Consider the following 18,493-nt stretch of genomic DNA (forward strand, 5'->3'; position numbering starts at 1 on the left):
CCCCGCACGGCCGCGGCGCAAGGCGGTACGGTGGGGCGTGAAGGATGCGGCTACGCGGTCCGAGGAGGGAGCCACCGATGATTCTGCTCCGTCGCCTGCTGGGTGACGTGCTGCGTCGGCAGCGCCAGCGCCAGGGCCGTACTCTGCGCGAAGTCTCCTCGTCCGCCCGAGTCTCGCTCGGCTATCTCTCCGAGGTGGAGCGGGGGCAGAAGGAGGCTTCCTCCGAGCTGCTTTCCGCGATCTGCGACGCGCTTGACGTACGGATGTCCGAGCTCATGCGGGAAGTGAGCGACGAACTCGCCCTCGCCGAGCTGGCCCAGTCCGCTGCGGCCACTCCGAGCGAACCTGTACCCACGTCGGTCCGCCCGATGCTGGGTTCCGTGTCGGTGGCCGGTGTGCCACCGGAACGGGTGACCATCAAGGCGCCTTCCGAGGCGGTCGACGTGGTCGCCGCCTGACGGTGATCGCTGTGCGCGTGGCATGACCATGCGCTGAGATGTGTGGGGCCCCGGCCGGGCCTCCTCCAGGTGGACCTGGGGAGTGCGGTCGGGGTTTCGTGCTGTGCGGGGCCCTTTGCGCTGTGTCCGACGGCCTGGCCCGGCCGCGTGGCGGCCTGCGATGTCCGTTTGCCGGTGCGGGGCCCGGCGGTCATGGTGGAGTGTGTGATCGGTGCATGACGCGCTGTGATGACGTTGGCCCGCGCTGCATCCGTGTGCCGCCGGTGCGCCCTCCCGGCGGGTGAACGGGCGGCCTAGCCTCGGGCTGGAGGTGAGCGGATGGCACGGCCGATAGCGCGCTGGGGGGTGTTCCTCGGGTTCGGGGCGCTGTGGTGGTGGGCTGTGCTGCGGCTCGCGCTGGCGCCCGGGGCGGGTGCGCTGGAGGGTGCCGTCGCAGCCGGAGGGTGGGGGCTGAGCCTGTTGCCGGTGCACTGCGTGCCGAAGGGGCGGGCAGCGGGCGCCGTCGACGTGCGGCGGTGGGCTCAGGCCTGGCAGATGGAGCGGGCTACCACGGCATCGCCACACCGCCGTTCGGACGCAGGATCTGCCCCGTAGTGAAGGACGAGGCGTCGGACGCCAGGTACAGCACCGCGTGCGCGATGTCCTCCGCCTCACCTACCCGGCCCAGCGGGGACATGCGGGCCATGAGTGCCTCGGTGTGCGTCTGGGCCGCGCTGTCGTGGCGATCCGTCATCGGTGTGCGGATCCAGCCCGGAGCGACCGCGTTGACGCGGATGCCGTGCGGGCCCATCTCCGTCGCCAGCGTCTTGGTCAGCTGTACGACAGCCGCCTTGGCCGCGCCGTAGCAGAGCAGGCCCGGGCCGCCGGTGTCCACGGCGCCGGAGGCCATGGTGACGATGCTGCCTGCGATGCGCTGGGCGAGCATCGCGCGGGCCGCCTCCTGGCAGGCGTACAGCACTCCCTTGAAGTTGACGTTCAGCACCCGGTCGAGGTCCTCGTCGCGGGTCTCCAGGACCGGGCTGCTGTGCATGATCCCGGCGACCGCGGCCATCACGTCGAGTCGTTCGCAGGATGCGACGGCGTGGCGGAGCTGCGCTCGGTCGGTCACGTCGAGGTGATGGGTGTGGGCGGTGCCGCCGCTCGACTTGACCAGGGTCGCCGTGTCGTGCAGGCCCTGCGCGTCACGGTCGGCGCAGTGCACGGTCGCGCCGGCCTCGGCGAGAAGGACGGCCGAGGCACGGCCGATGCCGCTGGCTGCGCCGGTGACGAATGCGGTGCGTCCGGTGAGGTCGTACGCCTTGACGGCCATGCAAGGACGGTACGAGCAATTCTGACGGGTCGTCAATTAGTGGTGCGGGGTGGAATGCTGGACCCGTCGGGCCGGTCCGTCCCCCGGATCGTGCGTGGAGTCCTGCGCGCAGTGGAGGCGCTCGGGGCGGGGCCCGCCTGGCAGCTCGGGCACCAGTAGGTGGGGCGTTCGCGGGAGCCGTCGCCCTGGTCGGCCGCGCGGATGGGGGTGCCGCAGCGCAGACAGGGGCGCTTCGCGCGGCCGTACACGAAGAGGTCCTGGCCCCGGCGGCCCGTCGTACTGCGGATCGGGCGCTCGCGGTTGGCTTCCAGGAGCTTCTTGGCGAGTACGGGCAGTTGGGCGGCGTGCTCGGTCGGGAGTGCGCCGACCGGGAGCCAGGGGGTGACTCGGAGCAGGAAGCACAGCTCGCTCTTGTAGACATTGCCGATACCGGCGAGGTTGCGCTGGTCCAGCAGGGCCTCGCCGAGGGGGCGGTCGGGGTCGGCCAGGAGGTTGGCGAGTGCGCGGTCAGGTGCCCAGTCCGGGCCCAGGAGGTCGGGGCCGAGGTGGCCCACAGCTCGGTGTTCCTCGGTGGTGCGCAGGAGGTCGAGGACGGGGAGGCGGTAGCCGACGGCGGTGCGGCCGGGGCGGGCGTCGGCGGCGGCGAGGACAACACGGATCTGGTGGGCGGGACCGCCCGTCCAGCGCTCCTGGTCGGCGAACACCTTCCAGGAACCTTCCATCCCGAGGTGCGTGTGGACCGTCAGACCGCCCTCGACGTGGGTGAGGAGGTGTTTGCCGCGCGGAGTGACGTCCAGGACGGTACGGCCCGTGAGGTCGACCGTGGCGAACTTCGGTACCCGGAAGTCGCTGACGGTCAGCATCTCGCCCGCGAGGGCCCTGTGCAGCCGTTTCGCGGTCTGCCAGACCGTGTCTCCTTCGGGCATGGGTCAAGGGTGGCATGGGGTGGGGGCGAGTGGGGTGGGGGCGAGTGGGGATGGGGCGGATCGCGGGGCCCGCCCGGGGCTGGTGGAGGATGGGGCTGGCGCTGGTGGTCCGGGCTGGCGCTGGTGGTCCGGGCTTGGGTTCGGGCCGGTGGCTCGGCCGCGGCTGGGGCGGCGCAGGCCGCCGGGTCGCCGGCCGGGGGCGCCTGTCGCTCGGCGGCTCGGATCAGGCGCGTAGGCGTAGGCCTCGGGGTGTCGCGATGAAGCCCGCTCCTTCCAGGAGGGTGCCTATGGGGGAGGTCAGGGCCGCGGCGCCGTTCACGCGCTCCACTGTGACGGTGCCGAGGGAGCCCGCGCGGGCGGCTGCGGCGAGGGCCTGCGCTGCCGTGTGCAGGCGCGGGTCGTCGGTGGGCTCGGTGTCCGGGGCCGATGGCCAGGCCAGCAGGGTCTTGCCGCCGCGCTCCATGTAGAGGGTCAGCTCGCCGTCGACCAGTACGACGAGGGAGCCCGCCTTGCGGCCCGGCTTGTGTCCGGCGCCGGTCGGGGGCTCGGGCCAGGCGAGGGCGGCGCCGTACGCGTTCGCCGGGTCGGCGGCGGCGAGGACGACGGCTCGGGACTCGACAGCGGGGCGGCGGTGGCCGGCAGCGGAGCCTGGGCGGCCGGGGCCGGGGCCGGGGCCGAATGGGGCGCCGCCGTTGTGCCACGCGGGGCCTTGTGGGGTGCGGCGGTCACTCTGGGAGGCGAGATCGCGGGGCGAGACGTAGTCGCCCGGACCGAGGTGGGCGTCCAGGAAGTCGTGGTCGAGGTCGGGGATGTCGTACGCGGGCGTGCCGTCGGGGTTGTCCCACCCGGGAGTGTCGCCCTGGTCGGCGCCAGGGGTGCCGAAGACGTCGAGCGCGCCGCGGCTGTCAGGTCCGCCGTGGCCGTTGGGGGCGCCGTCCGTGTCGGCGCTGCTGGGGCCGGGCAGGGCCTCGCCGCGTTCGCGGGCGTTGGCGACCGCGCGCAGCCGGTCCACCGCACCGTCCATGGCGAACTGCGCGGCGCCGAGTCCCTCGACGACGTACCCACGCCGCGCCTGGCCGCTCTCCTCGAAGGCGGACAGGATGCGGTACGTCGCCGAGAAGCCGCCTTCGACGCCCTCCGCTGCGACCGCTCCCCGGGTCACCACGCCGTGCCGGTCGAGGAGCGCGCGGGCCAGGGCGTGGGCTCGCACGGTGGGGTCCGGCTCATGGGCCGGGAGCAGGGACCAGCGGCCGGCGACGGTCGGCGGGCCGGTTCGGGACGCGGGGCGGGCGGCGGATGTGAGGGAGCCGTAGCGTCCGCGTGGGACGGTGCGCTTGGCGCGGTGGGCCGTGGAGCCCGCGGTGCGGCCCGAGCCCAGCAGGGAGCGCATGGGTGCGAGCGTGTCGTTCGTCAGGCGGCCGGACCAGGCCAGCTCCCAGAGGGCGTCGGCGAGCTGGGGGTCGGTGACGTCGGGGTGCGTGGTGGCGCGGACCTGGTCGGTGATCTGGCGGAAGAAGAGGCCGTAGCCGCCGGACAGGGCGTCCAGGACGGACTGGTGCAGTGCAGTAAGTTCCAGCGGGTGGGCCTGTGGCAGGAGCAGCGGGGCGGCATCCGCCATGTAGAGGGACACCCAGCCGTCCTTGCCGGGGAGTGAGCCTGCTCCGGCCCAGACGACCTCGCCGGCGGCGGTGAGTTCGTCGAGCATCGCGGGGGTGTAGTTCGCGACGCGGGACGGCAGGACGAGCTTCTCCAGGGCGGAAGCGGGCACGGACGCGCCCTGCAACTGCTCGATGGCGCGGACCAGTCCGTCGATCCCGCGCAGCCCGTGGCCCTTGCCGATGTGCTGCCACTGCGGCAGGAACTGCGCGAGCGCGGCCGGCGGCACCGGCTCCAGCTCGTGGCGCAGGGCTGCGAGGGAGCGGCGGCGCAGGCGGCGCAGGACCGTGGCGTCGCACCACTCCTGGCCGATGCCGGCTGGGTGGAACTCACCTTGTACGACCCGTCCGCTCGCCGCCAGCCGCTGGAGGGCGCCGTCGGTGATCGCCGCGCCCAGGCCGAAGCGGGCCGCCGCGGTGGCCGACGTGAACGGGCCGTGGGTGCGGGCATAGCGGGCGAGGAGGTCGCCGAGCGGGTCCTTGACCGGCTCGGTGAAGGCTTCGGGGACGCCGACCGGCAGGGCCGTGCCGAGCGCGTCGCGCAGGCGGCCCGCGTCCTCGATCGCCGCCCAGTGGTCCGTGCCGGCGATGCGGACCTTGATGGCGCGGCGGGCGCCGGCCAGCTCCTGGGCCCAGTGCGGCTCGGCGCCGCGCTCGCCCAGCTCGGCGTCCGTGAGCGGGCCGAGGAGGCGAAGGACGTCCGCGACGCCTTCGACGTCCTTGACGCGGCGGTCCTCGGTGAGCCACTGGAGCTCTTGTTCCAGCTCGGTCAGCACCTCGGCGTCGAGCAGCTCCCGCAGTTCCGCCTGGCCGAGCAGCTCGGCCAGCAGACGCGAGTCCAGCGACAGGGCGGCGGCGCGGCGCTCGGCGAGCGGGGAGTCTCCCTCGTACAGGAACTGGGCGACGTACCCGAAGAGGAGGGAGCGCGCGAACGGGGAGGGCTCTGGGGTGGTGACCTCGACGAGGCGTACCTTGCGGGCTTCGAGGTCGCCCATCAGCTCGGTCAGGCCGGGGACGTCGAAGACGTCCTGGAGGCATTCGCGGACCGCCTCCAGGACGATCGGGAACGAGCCGAACTCGCTGGCGACCTCGAGCAGTTGGGCGGCGCGCTGGCGCTGCTGCCACAGCGGGGTGCGTTTGCCGGGGCTGCGGCGCGGCAGTAGCAGCGCGCGGGCGGCGCACTCGCGGAAGCGGGACGCGAACAGCGCCGAGCCGCCGACCTGGTCGGTGACCATCTGGTCGACGTCGCCCTTGTCGAAGACGACGTCCGCCGCGCCGACGGGCGCCTGGTCTGCGTCGTACTCCGTGCCGGCCTTCCTCGGCTCCTGGTCCAGCAGGTCCAGGCCCATGAGGTCGGCGTCGGGCAGGCGCAGCACGATGCCGTCGTCGGCGTGCATGACCTGCGCGTCCATGCCGTACCGCTCGGAGAGCTTCGCGCCCAGGGCGAGTGCCCAGGGGGCGTGGACCTGCGCGCCGAAGGGGGAGTGAACGACGACGCGCCAGTCGCCGAGTTCGTCGCGGAAGCGTTCGACGACGATCGTGCGGTCGTCCGGGATGTGGCCGCAGGCCTCGCGCTGCTCGTCCAGGTAGGACAGGACATTGTCGGCAGCCCAGGTGTCCAGGCCTGCGGTGAGGAGGCGCAGGCGTGCGTCCTCCTTGGGCAGCGAGCCGACCTCGCGCAGGAACGCGCCCACCGCGCGGCCCAGTTCGAGAGGGCGGCCCAGCTGGTCGCCCTTCCAGAAGGGGAGGCGGCCCGGTACGCCCGGGGCGGGGGAGACCAGGACGCGGTCGCGGGTGATGTCCTCGATGCGCCAGGAAGAGGTCCCGAGCGTGAAGACGTCCCCGACGCGGGACTCGTAGACCATCTCCTCGTCGAGCTCGCCGACCCGGCCGCCGCCCTTCTTCGGGTCAGCTCCGGCTAGGAAGACACCGAACAGGCCGCGGTCCGGGATGGTGCCTCCGGAGGTGACGGCCAGGCGCTGTGCGCCGGGGCGGCCGGTGATCGTGCCGGCGACCCGGTCCCAGACCACGCGCGGACGGAGCTCGGCGAAGGCGTCGGACGGGTAGCGGCCGGCGAGCATGTCGAGGACCGCGGTGAAGGCGGATTCGGGGAGGGACGCGAAGGGGGCGGCGCGGCGGACCATGGCGAGGAGGTCGTCGACCTGCCAGGTGTCCATCGCCGTCATGGCAACGACTTGCTGGGCGAGGACGTCCAGGGGGTTGGCGGGGACCTTCAGGGACTCGATGGACCCGGTGCGCATCCGTTCGGTGACCACGGCTGCCTGGACGAGGTCGCCGCGGTACTTCGGGAAGACCACACCAGTGGAGACGGCGCCGACCTGGTGTCCCGCGCGGCCCACGCGCTGGAGACCGGAAGCCACGGAGGGCGGTGACTCGACCTGGACGACGAGGTCGACTGCGCCCATGTCGATGCCCAGCTCGAGGCTGGACGTGGCCACGACTGCGGGGAGGCGGCCTGCCTTGAGGTCCTCCTCGACCAGGGCGCGCTGTTCCTTGGAGACCGAGCCGTGGTGGGCGCGGGCGATGACCGGGGGTGCGCCCTGCGCCGCGCCCGAGCCGCCCATGAGCTCGGCCGGGGAGTGGTGCTCGTCCAGGGGCTCGCCGGTGGCCCGCTCGTAGGCGATCTCGTTGAGGCGGTTGCACAGCCGTTCCGCCAGGCGGCGGGAGTTGGCGAAGACGATGGTGGAGCGGTGGGCCTGGACCAGGTCGGCGATCCGCTCCTCCACGTGGGGCCAGATCGAGGGGCGTTCCGCGCCTTCGGAGCCCTCGGCTACCGGGGAGCCGCCCAGCTCGCCCAGGTCCTCGACGGGGACCACGACCGAGAGGTCGAACTCCTTGCCCGACTTCGGCTGGACGATCTCCACCTTGCGGCGAGGGGAGAGGTAGCGGGCGATCTCGTCGACCGGGCGGACGGTCGCGGAGAGGCCGATGCGGCGGGCCGGCCTCGGGAGCAGCTCGTCCAGGCGCTCCAGGGTGAGGGCGAGGTGGGCGCCGCGCTTGGTGCCCGCCACCGCGTGGACCTCGTCCAGGATCACCGTCTCGATGCCGGTCAGGGCGTCGCGTGTCGCTGACGTCAGCATCAGGAAGAGGGATTCGGGGGTGGTGATGAGGATGTCCGGGGGGCGGGTCGACAGGGCTCGGCGCTCCGCGGCGGGGGTGTCGCCGGAGCGGATGCCGACCTTCACCTCGGGCTCGGGGAGGCCCAGACGGACGGATTCCTGACGGATGCCGGTCAGCGGGCTGCGGAGGTTGCGCTCGACGTCGACGGCGAGGGCCTTGAGGGGGGAGACGTAGAGGACTCGGCAGCGCTTCTTGGGGTCGGCCGGCGGGGGTGTGGCGGCCAGCTGGTCCAGGGCGGCGAGGAAGGCTGCCAGGGTCTTGCCGGAGCCGGTGGGGGCTACGACCAGCACGTCCGAGCCCTCGTGGATGGCCTTCCACGCGCCTGCCTGGGCTGCGGTGGGCGCGGAGAATGCGCCCGTGAACCAGCCTCGGGTGGCGGGGGAGAAGCCGGCTAGGGCTTGGTGCGGGTTGCTGACCATGCGTCCATCCTGCACCCGGGGACTGACAATGCGGCTGAGCTGGGGAAATGTGCGCGGGGCGGGGGTGGCGGTGCGTCCATGCCTCCGGTGGGGGCGGGATGCCTGCGGCGGCCGGTCGCTGTCCGGTGGGGGTTCGCGTAGCGCCTGCGGTGGGTGGGTGGGTGGGGCGGGGCCGTGCCGGGGGTGTCCGTCCTCGGTCGGGAGGTTGCCGTGCCTCAAGAGGAGCCGTTTCCTGACGCCCGCCGCTGCGGGCGGACAACCCCGGCACGGCCCCTTGCCGCCGTACGCGGGTGCTGGGCCGTGGGGGTGCGCCGGTTGGCGGTGCCTCGCCGTCGCGGAGAATGAGGGTATGGCAGGTTCGGGTGAGCGGGCGCGGCACTGGCAGTACGCCGATCTGCCCGGTGTTGATCTGCTGCGGGCCCGGTACGTGCGGAAGACGTTCGTGCGGCATACCCATGAGAACTTTGTGATCGCCGCCATCGCCGACGGTGTGGAGGTCTTTCACTGTCGGGGTGCTGATCAGTACGCGTGGGCCGGTGCGCTTGCGTTGGTCAATCCGGATACGCCGCATACCGGGCGGGCGGGGGTCCCGGAGGGGTGGCAGTACGGGGCCGTTTATCCGTCGCCCGAGGTGGTGGCCGAGATCGCGGGAGAGACCACTGCTATTCGGGGGACGCCGGGGTTCGTGAGGCCGGTGCTCGACGATGCGTACACCGTGGGGTTGGTGCATCAGGTGTTGCGGGCTGCGGATGAGGGGAATGCGCTGGCCGCCGATACGTTGCTTCGGGTGGCCGTGACCCGGCTGCTGCGGTTGAACGGTGGGGCTCTGCCGCAGCGGGAGGTGCGGACGGCCGGGGCTCGGGTCGCGGTACGCGCGCGTGAGGTGCTGGAGCAGCGGATGGCTGAGCCGCCCAGCCTGGAGAGGCTGGCTGTCGATCTCGGCACCGGTCCGTTCGCCTTGCTGCGGGCGTTCCGGGATCTGTACGGGATGCCGCCGCATACGTGGCTGACCGATGCCCGGGTGCGGCGGGCTCGGCGGATGCTGGATGCGGGGGTCTCGCCGGCGGAGGCGGCCGTTGCTGTGGGGTTCACCGATCAGCCGCATCTGAATCGGCACTTCAGCCGGATCGTCGGTGTGCCGCCGGGGGCCTATCAGCGCGAGCGCAAGAACGTACAAGACGTGGGTGAGCGGCTGTCCTAGCGTCGCGGTGTGGCAGAACAGAAAGCTCTTGAAGACCTTCGTGCCGACGGAGGCAAGCCCGACGGGGTTGTTGTACGGGACGCCCTGGGTGTTGGAGTCGCCGTCGGGTTGTCCGGGTTCGCTTTCGGGGTGACGTCGGCCGGTGGTGGGCTCACGCTCTTGCAGACCTGTGCGCTCAGCCTGCTGGTCTTCACGGGGGCGTCGCAGTTCGCGCTGGTCGGCGCGCTTGCTGCCGGGGGTGGTCCGTGGACCGCGGCCGCGGGTGCGTTCTTCCTTGGTGTGCGCAATGCCTTTTACGGGCTGCGGTTGTCGCACTTGCTGAGCCTCACGCGCGCGGTGCGACCGTTCGCCGCTCAGTGGGTGATCGACGAGACGGCGGCAGTCGCGCTGGCGCAGCCGACTCGGCGCAGTGCGCGGATCGGGTTCGTGGTGACGGGGCTCAGCCTGTACGTGCTGTGGAACCTCACCACGTTGCTCGGTGCGCTCGGGGCGGAGGCCATGGGGGACACCGATGCCTGGGGGCTGGATGCGGCCGGGCCTGCTGTCTTTCTGGCTCTGCTGGCGCCGATGCTGAAGTCCGCGACCGAGCGGGCTGTCGCCGGACTGGCCGTGGTGCTGGGGCTCGGGTTGTTGCCTGTTCTGCCGGCGGGTGTGCCTGTGCTGGTTGCCGCCCTTGCGGCGCCGGTCGTGGTGTGGGCGCAGGGGCGGCGTCGGGGAGACGTACGGGAGGGGGAGCTGTGAACACCTGGATTGCGATCGGGGTCACCGCCCTTGGCTGCTACGGCGTCAAGCTCGTCGGGCTGCTCGTGCCCGCGGGTGCTTTGGAGAGGCCTCTCATACGGCGTCTTGCCGCCCTGTTGCCCGTTGCCCTCCTTGCCGCTCTCACCGCTCAGCAGACGTTCGGTGACGGGCAGGCGCTGGTGCTGGACGCGAGGGTGGCCGGAGTCGCTGCGGCTGCCGTGGCGCTCGTCCTGCGGGCTCCGTTCCTGCTTGTCGTCGCGGCGGCTGTGCTGGTGACGGCAGGGGTGCGCGCGATGGGCGGGTGAGGCTCGTCATCCGATGTGGCGGCCGTACGCCCTAAGCGTGCGCAGTGCCTCCATCGTCACGATGGGACGGGCCTCGGAAGCGATGCTCGGCGCCCACTGGCGCCAACGGATCGGCCAGCCGCCGTCCTCCTGCTGCTCGCCGGCGAGGTGATCGAGGGAGCGGCTCATCTCGTCGTCCGTGAACCACGCGCGCGCGAAGGAGCGCGGTGTCCGCGCGTAGTCGTGCGGGAAGTGGTGCTCGCCGGGGGCGTAGCCGTGGGAGGGCGGGTAGGCGTCGAGGTTGTCCGGCTCCAGTGCCGCAAGGCGCTGTTCGCGCACGAGGCGGCCCAGGCGGTCGGCGGCCGCCTCCGCGCGCGGGCGGTCGGGAACCGAGTCCAGGAAGGCCACGGCGGCCTCGATCTCGTACGGATGGGACTTGTCCAGGGACTCGACCGCCTGCCAGCAGAAGTCCGTGGCCCGGAACAGCCAGGCGTGCCACACCTCGTTGCGGTGCAGGAGTCCCACGACCGGTCCGGTGGCCAGGAGCGAGCTGGGTGCGGCGTCCACGATCGGCATGAAGGGGGCCGCGGGGTAGCCGCGCTGGCTGGGATGGATCGCCGGGAGGGCACCGTCCGGCGTGGAGACCGAAGTGAGGTAGCGGCAGACGCGATCCACGCGCTGTCCGCCGCAGCGCTCGATGGCGTCCAGGACGTGCAGGGCGTGACCGGTGTGCAGTGGCTGGCTGACCGGGCCGCGCAGATCGGGCTCCAGCGCGTGGCCGTACCCACCGTCCTCGTTGCGGTAGGCGTCCAGCGCGGTCTCCACCGGGTCGGCGGCACCGTTCAGGAAGTGGTACGCGAAGAGACGCTGCTCGAGCACGCGCGCGCTGAGCCAGACGAACTGCTCGGCGCGGAAGAGCGGGGAGCGCGTCGAGGGCGTCGGGGGGAGTGCGGAAGCTCCTGTTTCGGGCATGCGTCAGACCGTAGGACGGAAAGCGGTCTCGACAAGTGGTCCCGGCGCAGGCCCACCCTCAGGGGCGGGATACTGGACGCATGCGGTTGACGGTCTTCTGGGAGCGGATGGCGGATCACTTCGGTCCGGGATACGCCGATACCTTCGCGCGAGATCACGTGATGACGGAGCTCGGCGGGCGCACGGTGCACGAGGCGCTGAACGCCGGCTGGGAGGCGAAGGACGTGTGGCGTGTGGTGTGTGCCGTCATGAACGTTCCGGGTGAGAAGCGCTGACCGGTCACGAAGATCGCAGGACCGAAGCCGTTTGTCGGTGGTGTGGGCGACACTTGCTCCGTGGCACGCACTGACGAGACCGGGCAGCTCGCCCGGCACGGATCCCCGTTCGGCACGACGCCGCCCACCCCACCACCGGGTGAGGGCGACGCCGGGTCGAACGCCCGCATGCCTCGTTGGCTCCCGCGCGCCATGGTGCTCGCGCTGGCGCTCATCGGCGCGTTCCAGCTGGGCAGCTGGGCATTTCACCAGCTCACCGGACTGTTGATCAACGTCCTCATCGCGTTCTTCCTGGCTCTCGCCATCGAGCCCGCGGTGAGCTGGATGGCCGCGCGCGGCATGCGCCGTGGACTGGCCACCGGCATCGTCTTCCTTGCCGTGATCATCGTGTCCGCCGGGTTCGTCACCCTGCTGGGGTCCATGCTCGCGGGCCAGATCATCAAGATCGTCGAGGACTTCCCGAACTACATCGACTCCGTCATCAACTGGATCAACGCGCACTTCAACACCGAGCTGCGCCGCGTGGACGTCCAGGAGGGCCTGCTCCGTTCCGACTGGCTGCGCAACTACGTGCAGAACAGCGCCACCGGCGTCCTGGCCGTGTCCGCCCAGGTCCTCGGCGGTCTCTTCCAACTGCTGACGATCACGCTGTTCTCGTTCTACTTCGCCGCGGACGGCCCGCGACTGCGCCGCGCGCTGTGCTCCGTACTGCCGCCTGCCAGGCAGGCCGAGGTGCTGCGCGCGTGGGAGATCGCCGTCACCAAGACCGGCGGCTACCTGTACTCACGCGGCCTGATGGCGCTCGTCTCCGGCGTGGCCCACTACATCCTGCTGGCGAGCCTGGACGTGCCGTACGCGCCCGTGCTCGCCGTGTGGGTCGGCCTGGTCTCGCAGTTCATCCCCACCATCGGCACGTATCTCGCGGGCGCCCTGCCCATGCTGATCGCCTTTACGGTCGATCCCTGGTACGCGCTGTGGGTGCTGATCTTCGTCGTGATCTACCAGCAGTTCGAGAACTACGTGCTGCAGCCCAAGCTGACCTCGAAGACCGTCGACATCCACCCGGCGGTCGCCTTCGGTTCGGTCGTCGCGGGCACCGCCCTCCTCGGCGCGGTGGGCGCGCTGATCGCCATCCCGGCGGTCGCCACGCTGCAGGCGTTCCTGGGGGCGTACGTGAAGCGGTACGACGTCACCGACGACCCCCGGGTGCACGGGCATCACTGGGGACGGGGAGCGGGGCGGGGTCTGGTCGCCCGCGCGCGGGCGCTGTGGGCCCCGCGGCCGGGAGCGGCCGAGCCAGGGGCGAAGACGGAGGACCCCGGGGAGGACTCCTCCTGAGGAGGGGCCGACGCCAGGCGCGGCAGCAGGAGCAGTGGGGGCAGTGCCGCCGTGGCTGGGCTGGCAGTCCGCCTCGAGGCAGGGCTGTTGGCCGGGAAGCCAGGAGCGGTGTCAGGCCGCGGACGTAGTCTCGTAGGTGCCGTGTGGTGCGCTTGACACGAAAATCGAACATCCATTCTGATGGAGGCGGCGTAGAGGCGCTCGGCGGGCATTTCGCCACGGTTTCGATGGAGAAGTGACCGAGTTATCCACAGGCCGGACGGGCGTCGGGGCCCATTGTCAGTGGCAGGCGTTAGCGTCTTTGACGTGAAGCGATCGACTCAAGCAAATCGGGTGGAACCCATGGCAGGAACCGACCGCGAGAAGGCCCTGGACGCCGCGCTCGCACAGATTGAACGGCAATTCGGCAAGGGCGCGGTCATGCGCCTGGGCGAGCGGCCGAACGAGCCCATCGAGGTCATCCCCACCGGGTCGACCGCGCTCGACGTCGCCCTCGGCGTCGGTGGTCTGCCGCGCGGCCGTGTGGTGGAGGTGTACGGGCCGGAGTCCTCCGGTAAGACCACGCTGACCCTGCACGCGGTGGCCAACGCGCAGAAGGCCGGCGGTCAGGTCGCCTTCGTGGACGCGGAGCACGCCCTCGACCCCGAGTACGCGAAGAAGCTCGGCGTCGACATCGACAACCTGATTCTCTCTCAGCCCGACAACGGCGAGCAGGCCCTGGAGATCGTGGACATGCTGGTCCGCTCCGGCGCCCTCGACCTCATCGTCATCGACTCCGTCGCCGCGCTCGTCCCGCGCGCGGAGATCGAGGGCGAGATGGGCGACAGCCACGTCGGTCTGCAGGCCCGACTGATGAGCCAGGCACTGCGGAAGATCACCAGCGCGCTCAACCAGTCGAAGACCACCGCGATCTTCATCAACCAGCTCCGCGAGAAGATCGGCGTGATGTTCGGCTCCCCGGAGACCACGACCGGTGGCCGGGCGCTGAAGTTCTACGCCTCGGTGCGTATCGACATCCGCCGCATCGAGACCCTGAAGGACGGCACGGACGCGGTCGGCAACCGCACCCGCTGCAAGGTCGTCAAGAACAAGGTCGCACCGCCCTTCAAGCAGGCGGAGTTCGACATCCTCTACGGCCAGGGCATCAGCCGCGAGGGCGGCCTGATCGACATGGGCGTGGAGCACGGCTTCGTCCGCAAGGCCGGCGCCTGGTACACGTACGAGGGCGACCAGCTCGGCCAGGGCAAGGAGAACGCGCGTAACTTCCTGAAGGACAACCCCGACTTGGCCAACGAGATCGAGAAGAAGATCAAGGAGAAGCTGGGCGTCGGCGTGCGGCCCGAGGAGCCGGCTGCCGAGCCGGGCGCGGACGCCGCGGTCGCCGCCACGACGGACGACGCCGCGAAGACCGTGCCTGCTCCGGCGGCGACCAAGACGGCCAAGACCAAGGCCGCGGCCGCCAAGAGCTGATCCGTACGGTGCCTGATTCAAAAGCGTGGCGAACCGACCGGGCCGAGTCCGCCCACCCCGACGTTCCGCACGAGCGGGGCAGGGGCGGCGACGGCCACGGGGGAGACGCGGACCGGGGCAGCTACGACGGAGAAACCGCTCGGGGCGGTTACGGGGGATACGGCAGTGCGGCGTCGTACGGCATAAAAGGGCCGTACGACGACGGGCTGAGCAAGGGCATCCCGGGCGATGGTGACCGGCCGGGCGAAGGCATCCGGAGCAGCGGCGAGCGGCGGGAGGGCGGCTCGGCGGACGGCGGTGGATACTCCGGCGGAGGTTCGCGCCGGGGTGGCCGCAGGATGCGTGGTGAGGGCGGCTCAGCCGGGGGGCGGGGGCGCCGTCGGCGCGACTTCGGGGAGTCGCCCGGTGAAGACGGAGGCGCCCCCTCCTTGTCGAGGGCCGAGAAGGGGGACCTCCCGGCGGACCCGGTGGAGCAGGCGCGGGCGATCTGCCTACGCCTGCTCACCGGGACCCCGCGGACGCGGAAGCAACTCGCGGACGCCCTGCGCAAGCGGGAGATCCCGGACGATGCCGCCGAGGAGGTGCTGTCGAGGTTCGAGGAGGTCGGCCTCATCAACGACGGTGCGTTCGCGGACGCCTGGGTGGAGTCCCGGCACCATGGCCGGGGTCTCGCCCGCCGCGCGCTCGCCCAGGAACTGCGCACCAAGGGCGTCGACTCCACACTGATCGACGCGGCCGTTTCCCAGCTCGACTCCGAGCAGGAGGAGACGACCGCACGCGAACTCGTCGCCCGCAAGCTGCGTTCCACGCGCGGCCTCGAGCGCGACAAACGCCTGCGCCGTCTCGCGGGCATGCTCGCCCGCAAGGGCTATCCCGAGGGCATGGCCCTACGGGTGGTCCGGCAGGCACTGGAGGAGGAGGGCGAGGACACGGAGTTCCTCGAGGGCGAGGGATTCTGACCCCGGACAGGGGCCCGGAAGCGGGCGAGGGCTCGCGACCGCGGGATTCCGGCGCCGGACACGGTGGACGCGCGGGGGCGCCGATCGCGTTCGGGCCGGGATCGCCGGCCTAGACCTCCGCCCCTGCTCCCGACGCCACCGGAAGCCCGGCCGCCCGCCATGCCTGGAACCCGCCGACCAGGTCGGTGGCCCGGCTCAGGCCCAGTCGTCGTAGCGACTCGGCCGCCAGGCTGGACGCGTAGCCTTCGTTGCAGATCACCACGACGCGCAGGCCGTGACCGGTGGCCTCGGCGGCGCGGTGGCTGCCCTGCGGGTCGAGACGCCACTCCAGCTCGTTGCGCTCGACGACGAGCGCGCCGGGGATCAGACCGTCCCGCTCCCGCAGGGCCGCGTACCGGATGTCGACCAGCAGAGCATCGCCGCCCCGAGCGGCCTCGTACGCCTCCCGAGGCGCGATCCGCTCGAAGCCCGCACGCACCCGCTCCAGCAACTCGTCGATGCCGACGGGCCGTTCGTCCACGCCGCGTCCAACCACGTCACCCACGCCTGTCTCCCACTCGCCCCCACCGGCCGGCAACTCGCTCACGCCGCCCCTGGCACTCGCCTTCAACTCCCCGCTGCCAACCTGCCGTTCGCTCGAACCATGCACCACAGGTTCGCCTCCGGCCGCCCGGCTCACTGCCAGTCCTCCGGACGCTCCACCTGCTCCAGGCGCAGGATCGGCCCATTGCGGCTGAAGCGGCGGATCTGAGGCAGGGGTGGGTAGTAGGCGTGAACGGAGATCGCATGCCGGTCGGGGGACTCGTTGAGCACCTCGTGCACATGGTGGTGGCCGAAGGAGCGGCCCTTTCCGGCGGCGAGTCGCCGCTCCCGGTCGACGTCGTCCGTCAGTTCCAGCGTCTTCCAGCCATCGGCGGGGAGGCGGACGGCGAGCGAGTTCTCCTTGAGCTCACCGGCCGCCGTCACGAAGGCGCCGGCCGAGTCGGCGTGGTCGTGCCAGCCGGTGCCAGTCCCGGGCGGCCAGCCGATCAGCCAGGCCTCGCTGCCGCCGGGGCCCTCGAGGCGTACCCACGTACGGCCCTCGGGGTCGAGCGGGAGCGAGGCGACCAACTCGGTGTCGGCGGCCGTACGTCGTACGAAGTCGAGAAGGTCCGCCTGCGTTGGCACGGAGACCGGCGCGGGCTTCGACTTGGCGCCGGGCTTGGACGCGGCAACGGAGGTAGCGGAGGCGGCAGAGGGTACGGACACGGGCACCGTCCTGAAGAGAGTTCGCGAAGAGCGCGCGACAGCACGGGCTACAAAGTCAGGAGTGGCGCGCGCGGGAGTAGGGGATGCGAGTTCAGCAGGACGGGCGACACACGCAGCCCGCATAGCGGACGAGGTCCATATGGACCCTCCGCCACAGGCGCACACAGGTGTCGGTCACGATCCGGAGTACACCACGCCGGTGCAGGCCGGTCAACTCACTGTCACTATGCGGACCGCACAGTGACAGCGAGTGCTGCTTTCTGGTCCGGTGAAGACCGGTTCCGTACGGCAGGGGCATCGCGAGTTCCCTACGGCAGGGTCAGCGCTCGTTCCCTTCGAGGTCAGCGCGAGCCGGCCGCAGCGCCGGCCTCCGCCGCCGTCTCCGCGGCCCCCGCCTCAGCCGCCCCGACCTGCGCCCTGGCCGGTCCGCCCAGCGCCGCCTCGGCCGCCGCGTACAGATCGGTCGGCCGCACTCCGCTCAAGGCCGTCACCAGATGTCCGTCGGGTCGCACCAGCAGGACCGAATGCGCGGCCGCCCCCGGGTAGGCCTCCGCGACCAGCAACTCGGCCCGGTACGGCAGTGCCGTCACCGCGGCCGCCAGCCGAGGCATGATCCCGGCCGTCGCCCAGTGCTTGCGCTCCCAGACGCCCGTGCCCGGCGCGATCAGCAGGACCAGCAGTGCGCCGCGCCCGAGCCGGTCGCGCAGCTGTACGAAGGAGCCGTCCTCCGCCGTGACCCGCACATCCACGACCGGTGCACCGCGCGGCGTGTGCACCGGGACCTCCCCCTCCAGGGGCCCCGGCGCGAGCGGCGAGTCGGCGTACGTCCCCAGCGCGCCGATCGCGCCGTGCCCCAGGTGGCCGTCCATCAGCAGCGCGTCATGACCCCGGGCGGAGCCGGGGACGTAGGCGCGCAGCCCACCGCCGCCGCGCAGCAGCGGCAGCGCCTGGTCGGCGGCGCGCAGCCTGGCGGCGACGACAGCGCGTCGCTCCGCCTGGTAGCTGTCGAGCAGTGCCTCGTGCGGCCCGTGGTGCCAGGCCGGTGCCAGCTTCCAGGCAAGGTTGTCGGCGTCCCGCAGTCCCTCGTCGAGTCCGTGCGTGCCGAGCGTGCCGAGGCAGTGCGCCGCGTCCCCGGCGAGAAAGACGCGGCCCACGCGCCAGCGGCGGGCCAGGCGGTGGTGGACCGTGTGAACCCCGGTGTCGAGGAGCTCGTACGGCGGTGTCGGCCCACCGGTCCAGCCGGCCAGCGTCTCCCGGATGCGTGCCACCAGAAGCTCGGGCGTGACCAGGTCCTTGCCCGGCGGCAGCAACCAGTCCAGGCGCCACACCCCGTCCGTGAGCGGTCGTCCGGTCACCTCCCCGGCCGAAGGTCCGGACGTCCGCCACGGCGGCATCCGATGAAGCAACGCCTGACCGTCCCACGGAAGTTCCGCGCGCAGCGCGGCCACGGCGTGTCGCTCCACCGCCGTACGGCCGGGAAAGCGGATGTCCTGGAGTTTGCGCACGGTCGAGCGGGGGCCGTCGCAGCCGACCAGGTAACTGCCCCGCCACCAGGTGCCCTTGGGGCCGCGGGTGTGGACGGTGACACCCGACGGCTCCTGCTCGACAGCGTCCACGCGGCTGTCCACGGCGACCTTGACGAGAGGTTCGCCTTCGAGGGCCGCGCGCAGGGCGCCGGTCAGCACATGCTGGGCGATGTGCAGGGGGGCGGGGTTCGTGACGCCCTCGGGCTCGCCCGCCGCGTCGTCGAACGTGACCTCGCGCATCACCTGCTTGCGCCGCATTGCCCGCCATCCGGCCCAGCGGGCTCCGGCTTCGGCGACGGGCGCACCCGTCAGGCGCTCCATGAGGGCGGTGGTGTCCTCGCGCAGGACGACGGTGCGCGCGAGGCGGGGTTCGTCCTTGCCGGGTCCCTCGTCGAGAACGACGGACGGCACCTCCTGACGGGCCAGGGCCAGGGCGAGCGTGAGCCCCACGGGGCCCGCTCCGACGATGATCACCGGGTCCACGGCGCGGCGCCCCCTGCCCGCAGCGGTGTCCCGAGGGACGCGAGTGAACAGAAAGTTGGAGCAGGGTGCACGATCACAGAACGTATGC

General features: G+C 72.0%; 17 protein-coding genes. 9 read left to right on the plus strand and 8 right to left on the minus strand.

The annotated features are described in order from the left end of the window. Window positions 1–77 precede the first annotated feature (77 nt). Both ACFY5C_RS31105 and ACFY5C_RS31110 read left to right on the plus strand, forming a co-directional pair. The gene (locus ACFY5C_RS31105; RefSeq protein ID WP_389450294.1) at window positions 78–458 is read left to right on the plus strand and encodes a helix-turn-helix domain-containing protein; all 381 of its coding nucleotides are present in this window, start codon (window positions 78–80) and stop codon (window positions 456–458) included. 318 nt (window positions 459–776) lie between these two features. Further along, window positions 777–1,052: a hypothetical protein gene (locus ACFY5C_RS31110; protein ID WP_389450297.1), complete on the plus strand. Its 276-nt coding sequence runs from the start codon at window positions 777–779 to the stop codon at window positions 1,050–1,052. Here the strand turns inward: ACFY5C_RS31110 and ACFY5C_RS31115 are convergent. From ACFY5C_RS31115 to ACFY5C_RS31125, 3 genes are all read right to left on the minus strand, one after another. Then, a complete protein-coding gene (locus ACFY5C_RS31115) occupies window positions 1,003–1,767 on the minus strand; it encodes an SDR family NAD(P)-dependent oxidoreductase (RefSeq protein ID WP_389450300.1) in 765 nt (254 codons plus the stop codon). The genes ACFY5C_RS31110 and ACFY5C_RS31115 overlap by 50 nt on opposite strands. Before the next feature lie 32 nt (window positions 1,768–1,799). Further along, complete coding sequence (locus tag ACFY5C_RS31120) at window positions 1,800–2,693, minus strand: Fpg/Nei family DNA glycosylase (protein WP_389450303.1); 894 nt, start codon at window positions 2,691–2,693, stop codon at window positions 1,800–1,802. Between the two features lie 223 nt (window positions 2,694–2,916). Further along, a complete protein-coding gene (locus ACFY5C_RS31125; RefSeq protein WP_389450306.1) occupies window positions 2,917–7,908 on the minus strand; it encodes an ATP-dependent helicase in 4,992 nt (1,663 codons plus the stop codon). A gap of 349 nt (window positions 7,909–8,257) precedes the next feature. Here ACFY5C_RS31125 and ACFY5C_RS31130 point away from each other — a divergent pair, with 349 nt between their 5' ends. Genes ACFY5C_RS31130 through ACFY5C_RS31140 form a run of 3 tightly spaced genes read left to right on the plus strand, consistent with a single transcriptional unit; the run spans window position 8,258 to window position 10,155 of the window. Then, window positions 8,258–9,109 (plus strand): AraC family transcriptional regulator, encoded by an 852-nt coding sequence (locus tag ACFY5C_RS31130; RefSeq protein WP_389450309.1) that lies wholly within the window; start codon window positions 8,258–8,260, stop codon window positions 9,107–9,109. A gap of 9 nt (window positions 9,110–9,118) precedes the next feature. Next, on the plus strand, window positions 9,119–9,850 hold the full coding sequence (locus ACFY5C_RS31135; protein ID WP_389450312.1) for an AzlC family ABC transporter permease: 732 nt from the start codon (window positions 9,119–9,121) through the stop codon (window positions 9,848–9,850). After that, on the plus strand, window positions 9,847–10,155 hold the full coding sequence (locus tag ACFY5C_RS31140) for an AzlD domain-containing protein (RefSeq protein WP_389450315.1): 309 nt from the start codon (window positions 9,847–9,849) through the stop codon (window positions 10,153–10,155). Before ACFY5C_RS31135 ends, ACFY5C_RS31140 begins: the two co-directional genes overlap by 4 nt. Before the next feature lie 6 nt (window positions 10,156–10,161). Here the strand turns inward: ACFY5C_RS31140 and ACFY5C_RS31145 are convergent, their stop codons facing one another. Further along, complete coding sequence (locus tag ACFY5C_RS31145; protein ID WP_389450318.1) at window positions 10,162–11,106, minus strand: hypothetical protein; 945 nt, start codon at window positions 11,104–11,106, stop codon at window positions 10,162–10,164. 80 nt (window positions 11,107–11,186) lie between these two features. Between ACFY5C_RS31145 and ACFY5C_RS31150 the strand changes: the two genes are divergently transcribed. The 4 genes from ACFY5C_RS31150 (at window position 11,187) to recX (ending at window position 15,148) form a co-directional block, all read left to right on the plus strand. Next, window positions 11,187–11,381: a DUF3046 domain-containing protein gene (locus ACFY5C_RS31150; RefSeq protein WP_389450321.1), complete on the plus strand. Its 195-nt coding sequence runs from the start codon at window positions 11,187–11,189 to the stop codon at window positions 11,379–11,381. Between the two features lie 60 nt (window positions 11,382–11,441). Beyond that, complete coding sequence (locus ACFY5C_RS31155; RefSeq protein WP_389450324.1) at window positions 11,442–12,719, plus strand: AI-2E family transporter; 1,278 nt, start codon at window positions 11,442–11,444, stop codon at window positions 12,717–12,719. 342 nt (window positions 12,720–13,061) lie between these two features. Continuing rightward, window positions 13,062–14,189, plus strand: a complete 1,128-nt coding sequence (recA, locus tag ACFY5C_RS31160; RefSeq protein WP_389450327.1) for a recombinase RecA — start codon at window positions 13,062–13,064, stop codon at window positions 14,187–14,189. Between the two features lie 8 nt (window positions 14,190–14,197). After that, window positions 14,198–15,148 carry a recombination regulator RecX gene (recX, locus tag ACFY5C_RS31165; protein ID WP_389450330.1) on the plus strand — a complete coding sequence of 317 codons (951 nt, stop codon included), beginning with the start codon at window positions 14,198–14,200 and terminating at the stop codon, window positions 15,146–15,148. A gap of 109 nt (window positions 15,149–15,257) precedes the next feature. Here the strand turns inward: recX and ACFY5C_RS31170 are convergent, their stop codons facing one another. From ACFY5C_RS31170 to ACFY5C_RS31185, 4 genes are all read right to left on the minus strand, one after another. After that, window positions 15,258–15,692 (minus strand): rhodanese-like domain-containing protein, encoded by a 435-nt coding sequence (locus ACFY5C_RS31170; protein ID WP_389450333.1) that lies wholly within the window; start codon window positions 15,690–15,692, stop codon window positions 15,258–15,260. Window positions 15,693–15,823: 131 nt separating this feature from the next. Next, window positions 15,824–16,396 carry a cysteine dioxygenase gene (locus tag ACFY5C_RS31175; RefSeq protein ID WP_389450336.1) on the minus strand — a complete coding sequence of 191 codons (573 nt, stop codon included), beginning with the start codon at window positions 16,394–16,396 and terminating at the stop codon, window positions 15,824–15,826. A gap of 91 nt (window positions 16,397–16,487) precedes the next feature. Further along, on the minus strand, window positions 16,488–16,694 hold the full coding sequence (locus tag ACFY5C_RS31180) for a putative leader peptide (RefSeq protein WP_389450338.1): 207 nt from the start codon (window positions 16,692–16,694) through the stop codon (window positions 16,488–16,490). Window positions 16,695–16,737: 43 nt separating this feature from the next. After that, window positions 16,738–18,405 (minus strand): FAD-dependent monooxygenase, encoded by a 1,668-nt coding sequence (locus ACFY5C_RS31185; RefSeq protein ID WP_389450341.1) that lies wholly within the window; start codon window positions 18,403–18,405, stop codon window positions 16,738–16,740. Window positions 18,406–18,493 lie beyond the last annotated feature (88 nt).

Source organism: Streptomyces sp. NPDC012935 (genome assembly GCF_042900345.1).
Classification (GTDB): domain Bacteria; phylum Actinomycetota; class Actinomycetes; order Streptomycetales; family Streptomycetaceae; genus Streptomyces.

Coding starts and splice junctions, on each gene's coding strand:
- ACFY5C_RS31110 (WP_389450297.1), top strand. CDS start 777: ATGGCACGGCCGATAGCGCGCTGGGGGGTGTTCCTCGGGTTCGGGGCG.
- ACFY5C_RS31145 (WP_389450318.1), bottom strand. CDS start 11,106: ATGCCCGAAACAGGAGCTTCCGCACTCCCCCCGACGCCCTCGACGCGC.
- ACFY5C_RS31130 (WP_389450309.1), top strand. CDS start 8,258: ATGGCAGGTTCGGGTGAGCGGGCGCGGCACTGGCAGTACGCCGATCTG.
- ACFY5C_RS31180 (WP_389450338.1), bottom strand. CDS start 16,694: ATGCCCCTGCCGTACGGAACCGGTCTTCACCGGACCAGAAAGCAGCAC.
- ACFY5C_RS31115 (WP_389450300.1), bottom strand. CDS start 1,767: ATGGCCGTCAAGGCGTACGACCTCACCGGACGCACCGCATTCGTCACC.
- ACFY5C_RS31105 (WP_389450294.1), top strand. CDS start 78: ATGATTCTGCTCCGTCGCCTGCTGGGTGACGTGCTGCGTCGGCAGCGC.
- ACFY5C_RS31125 (WP_389450306.1), bottom strand. CDS start 7,908: ATGGTCAGCAACCCGCACCAAGCCCTAGCCGGCTTCTCCCCCGCCACC.
- ACFY5C_RS31150 (WP_389450321.1), top strand. CDS start 11,187: ATGCGGTTGACGGTCTTCTGGGAGCGGATGGCGGATCACTTCGGTCCG.
- ACFY5C_RS31120 (WP_389450303.1), bottom strand. CDS start 2,693: ATGCCCGAAGGAGACACGGTCTGGCAGACCGCGAAACGGCTGCACAGG.
- recA (WP_389450327.1), top strand. CDS start 13,062: ATGGCAGGAACCGACCGCGAGAAGGCCCTGGACGCCGCGCTCGCACAG.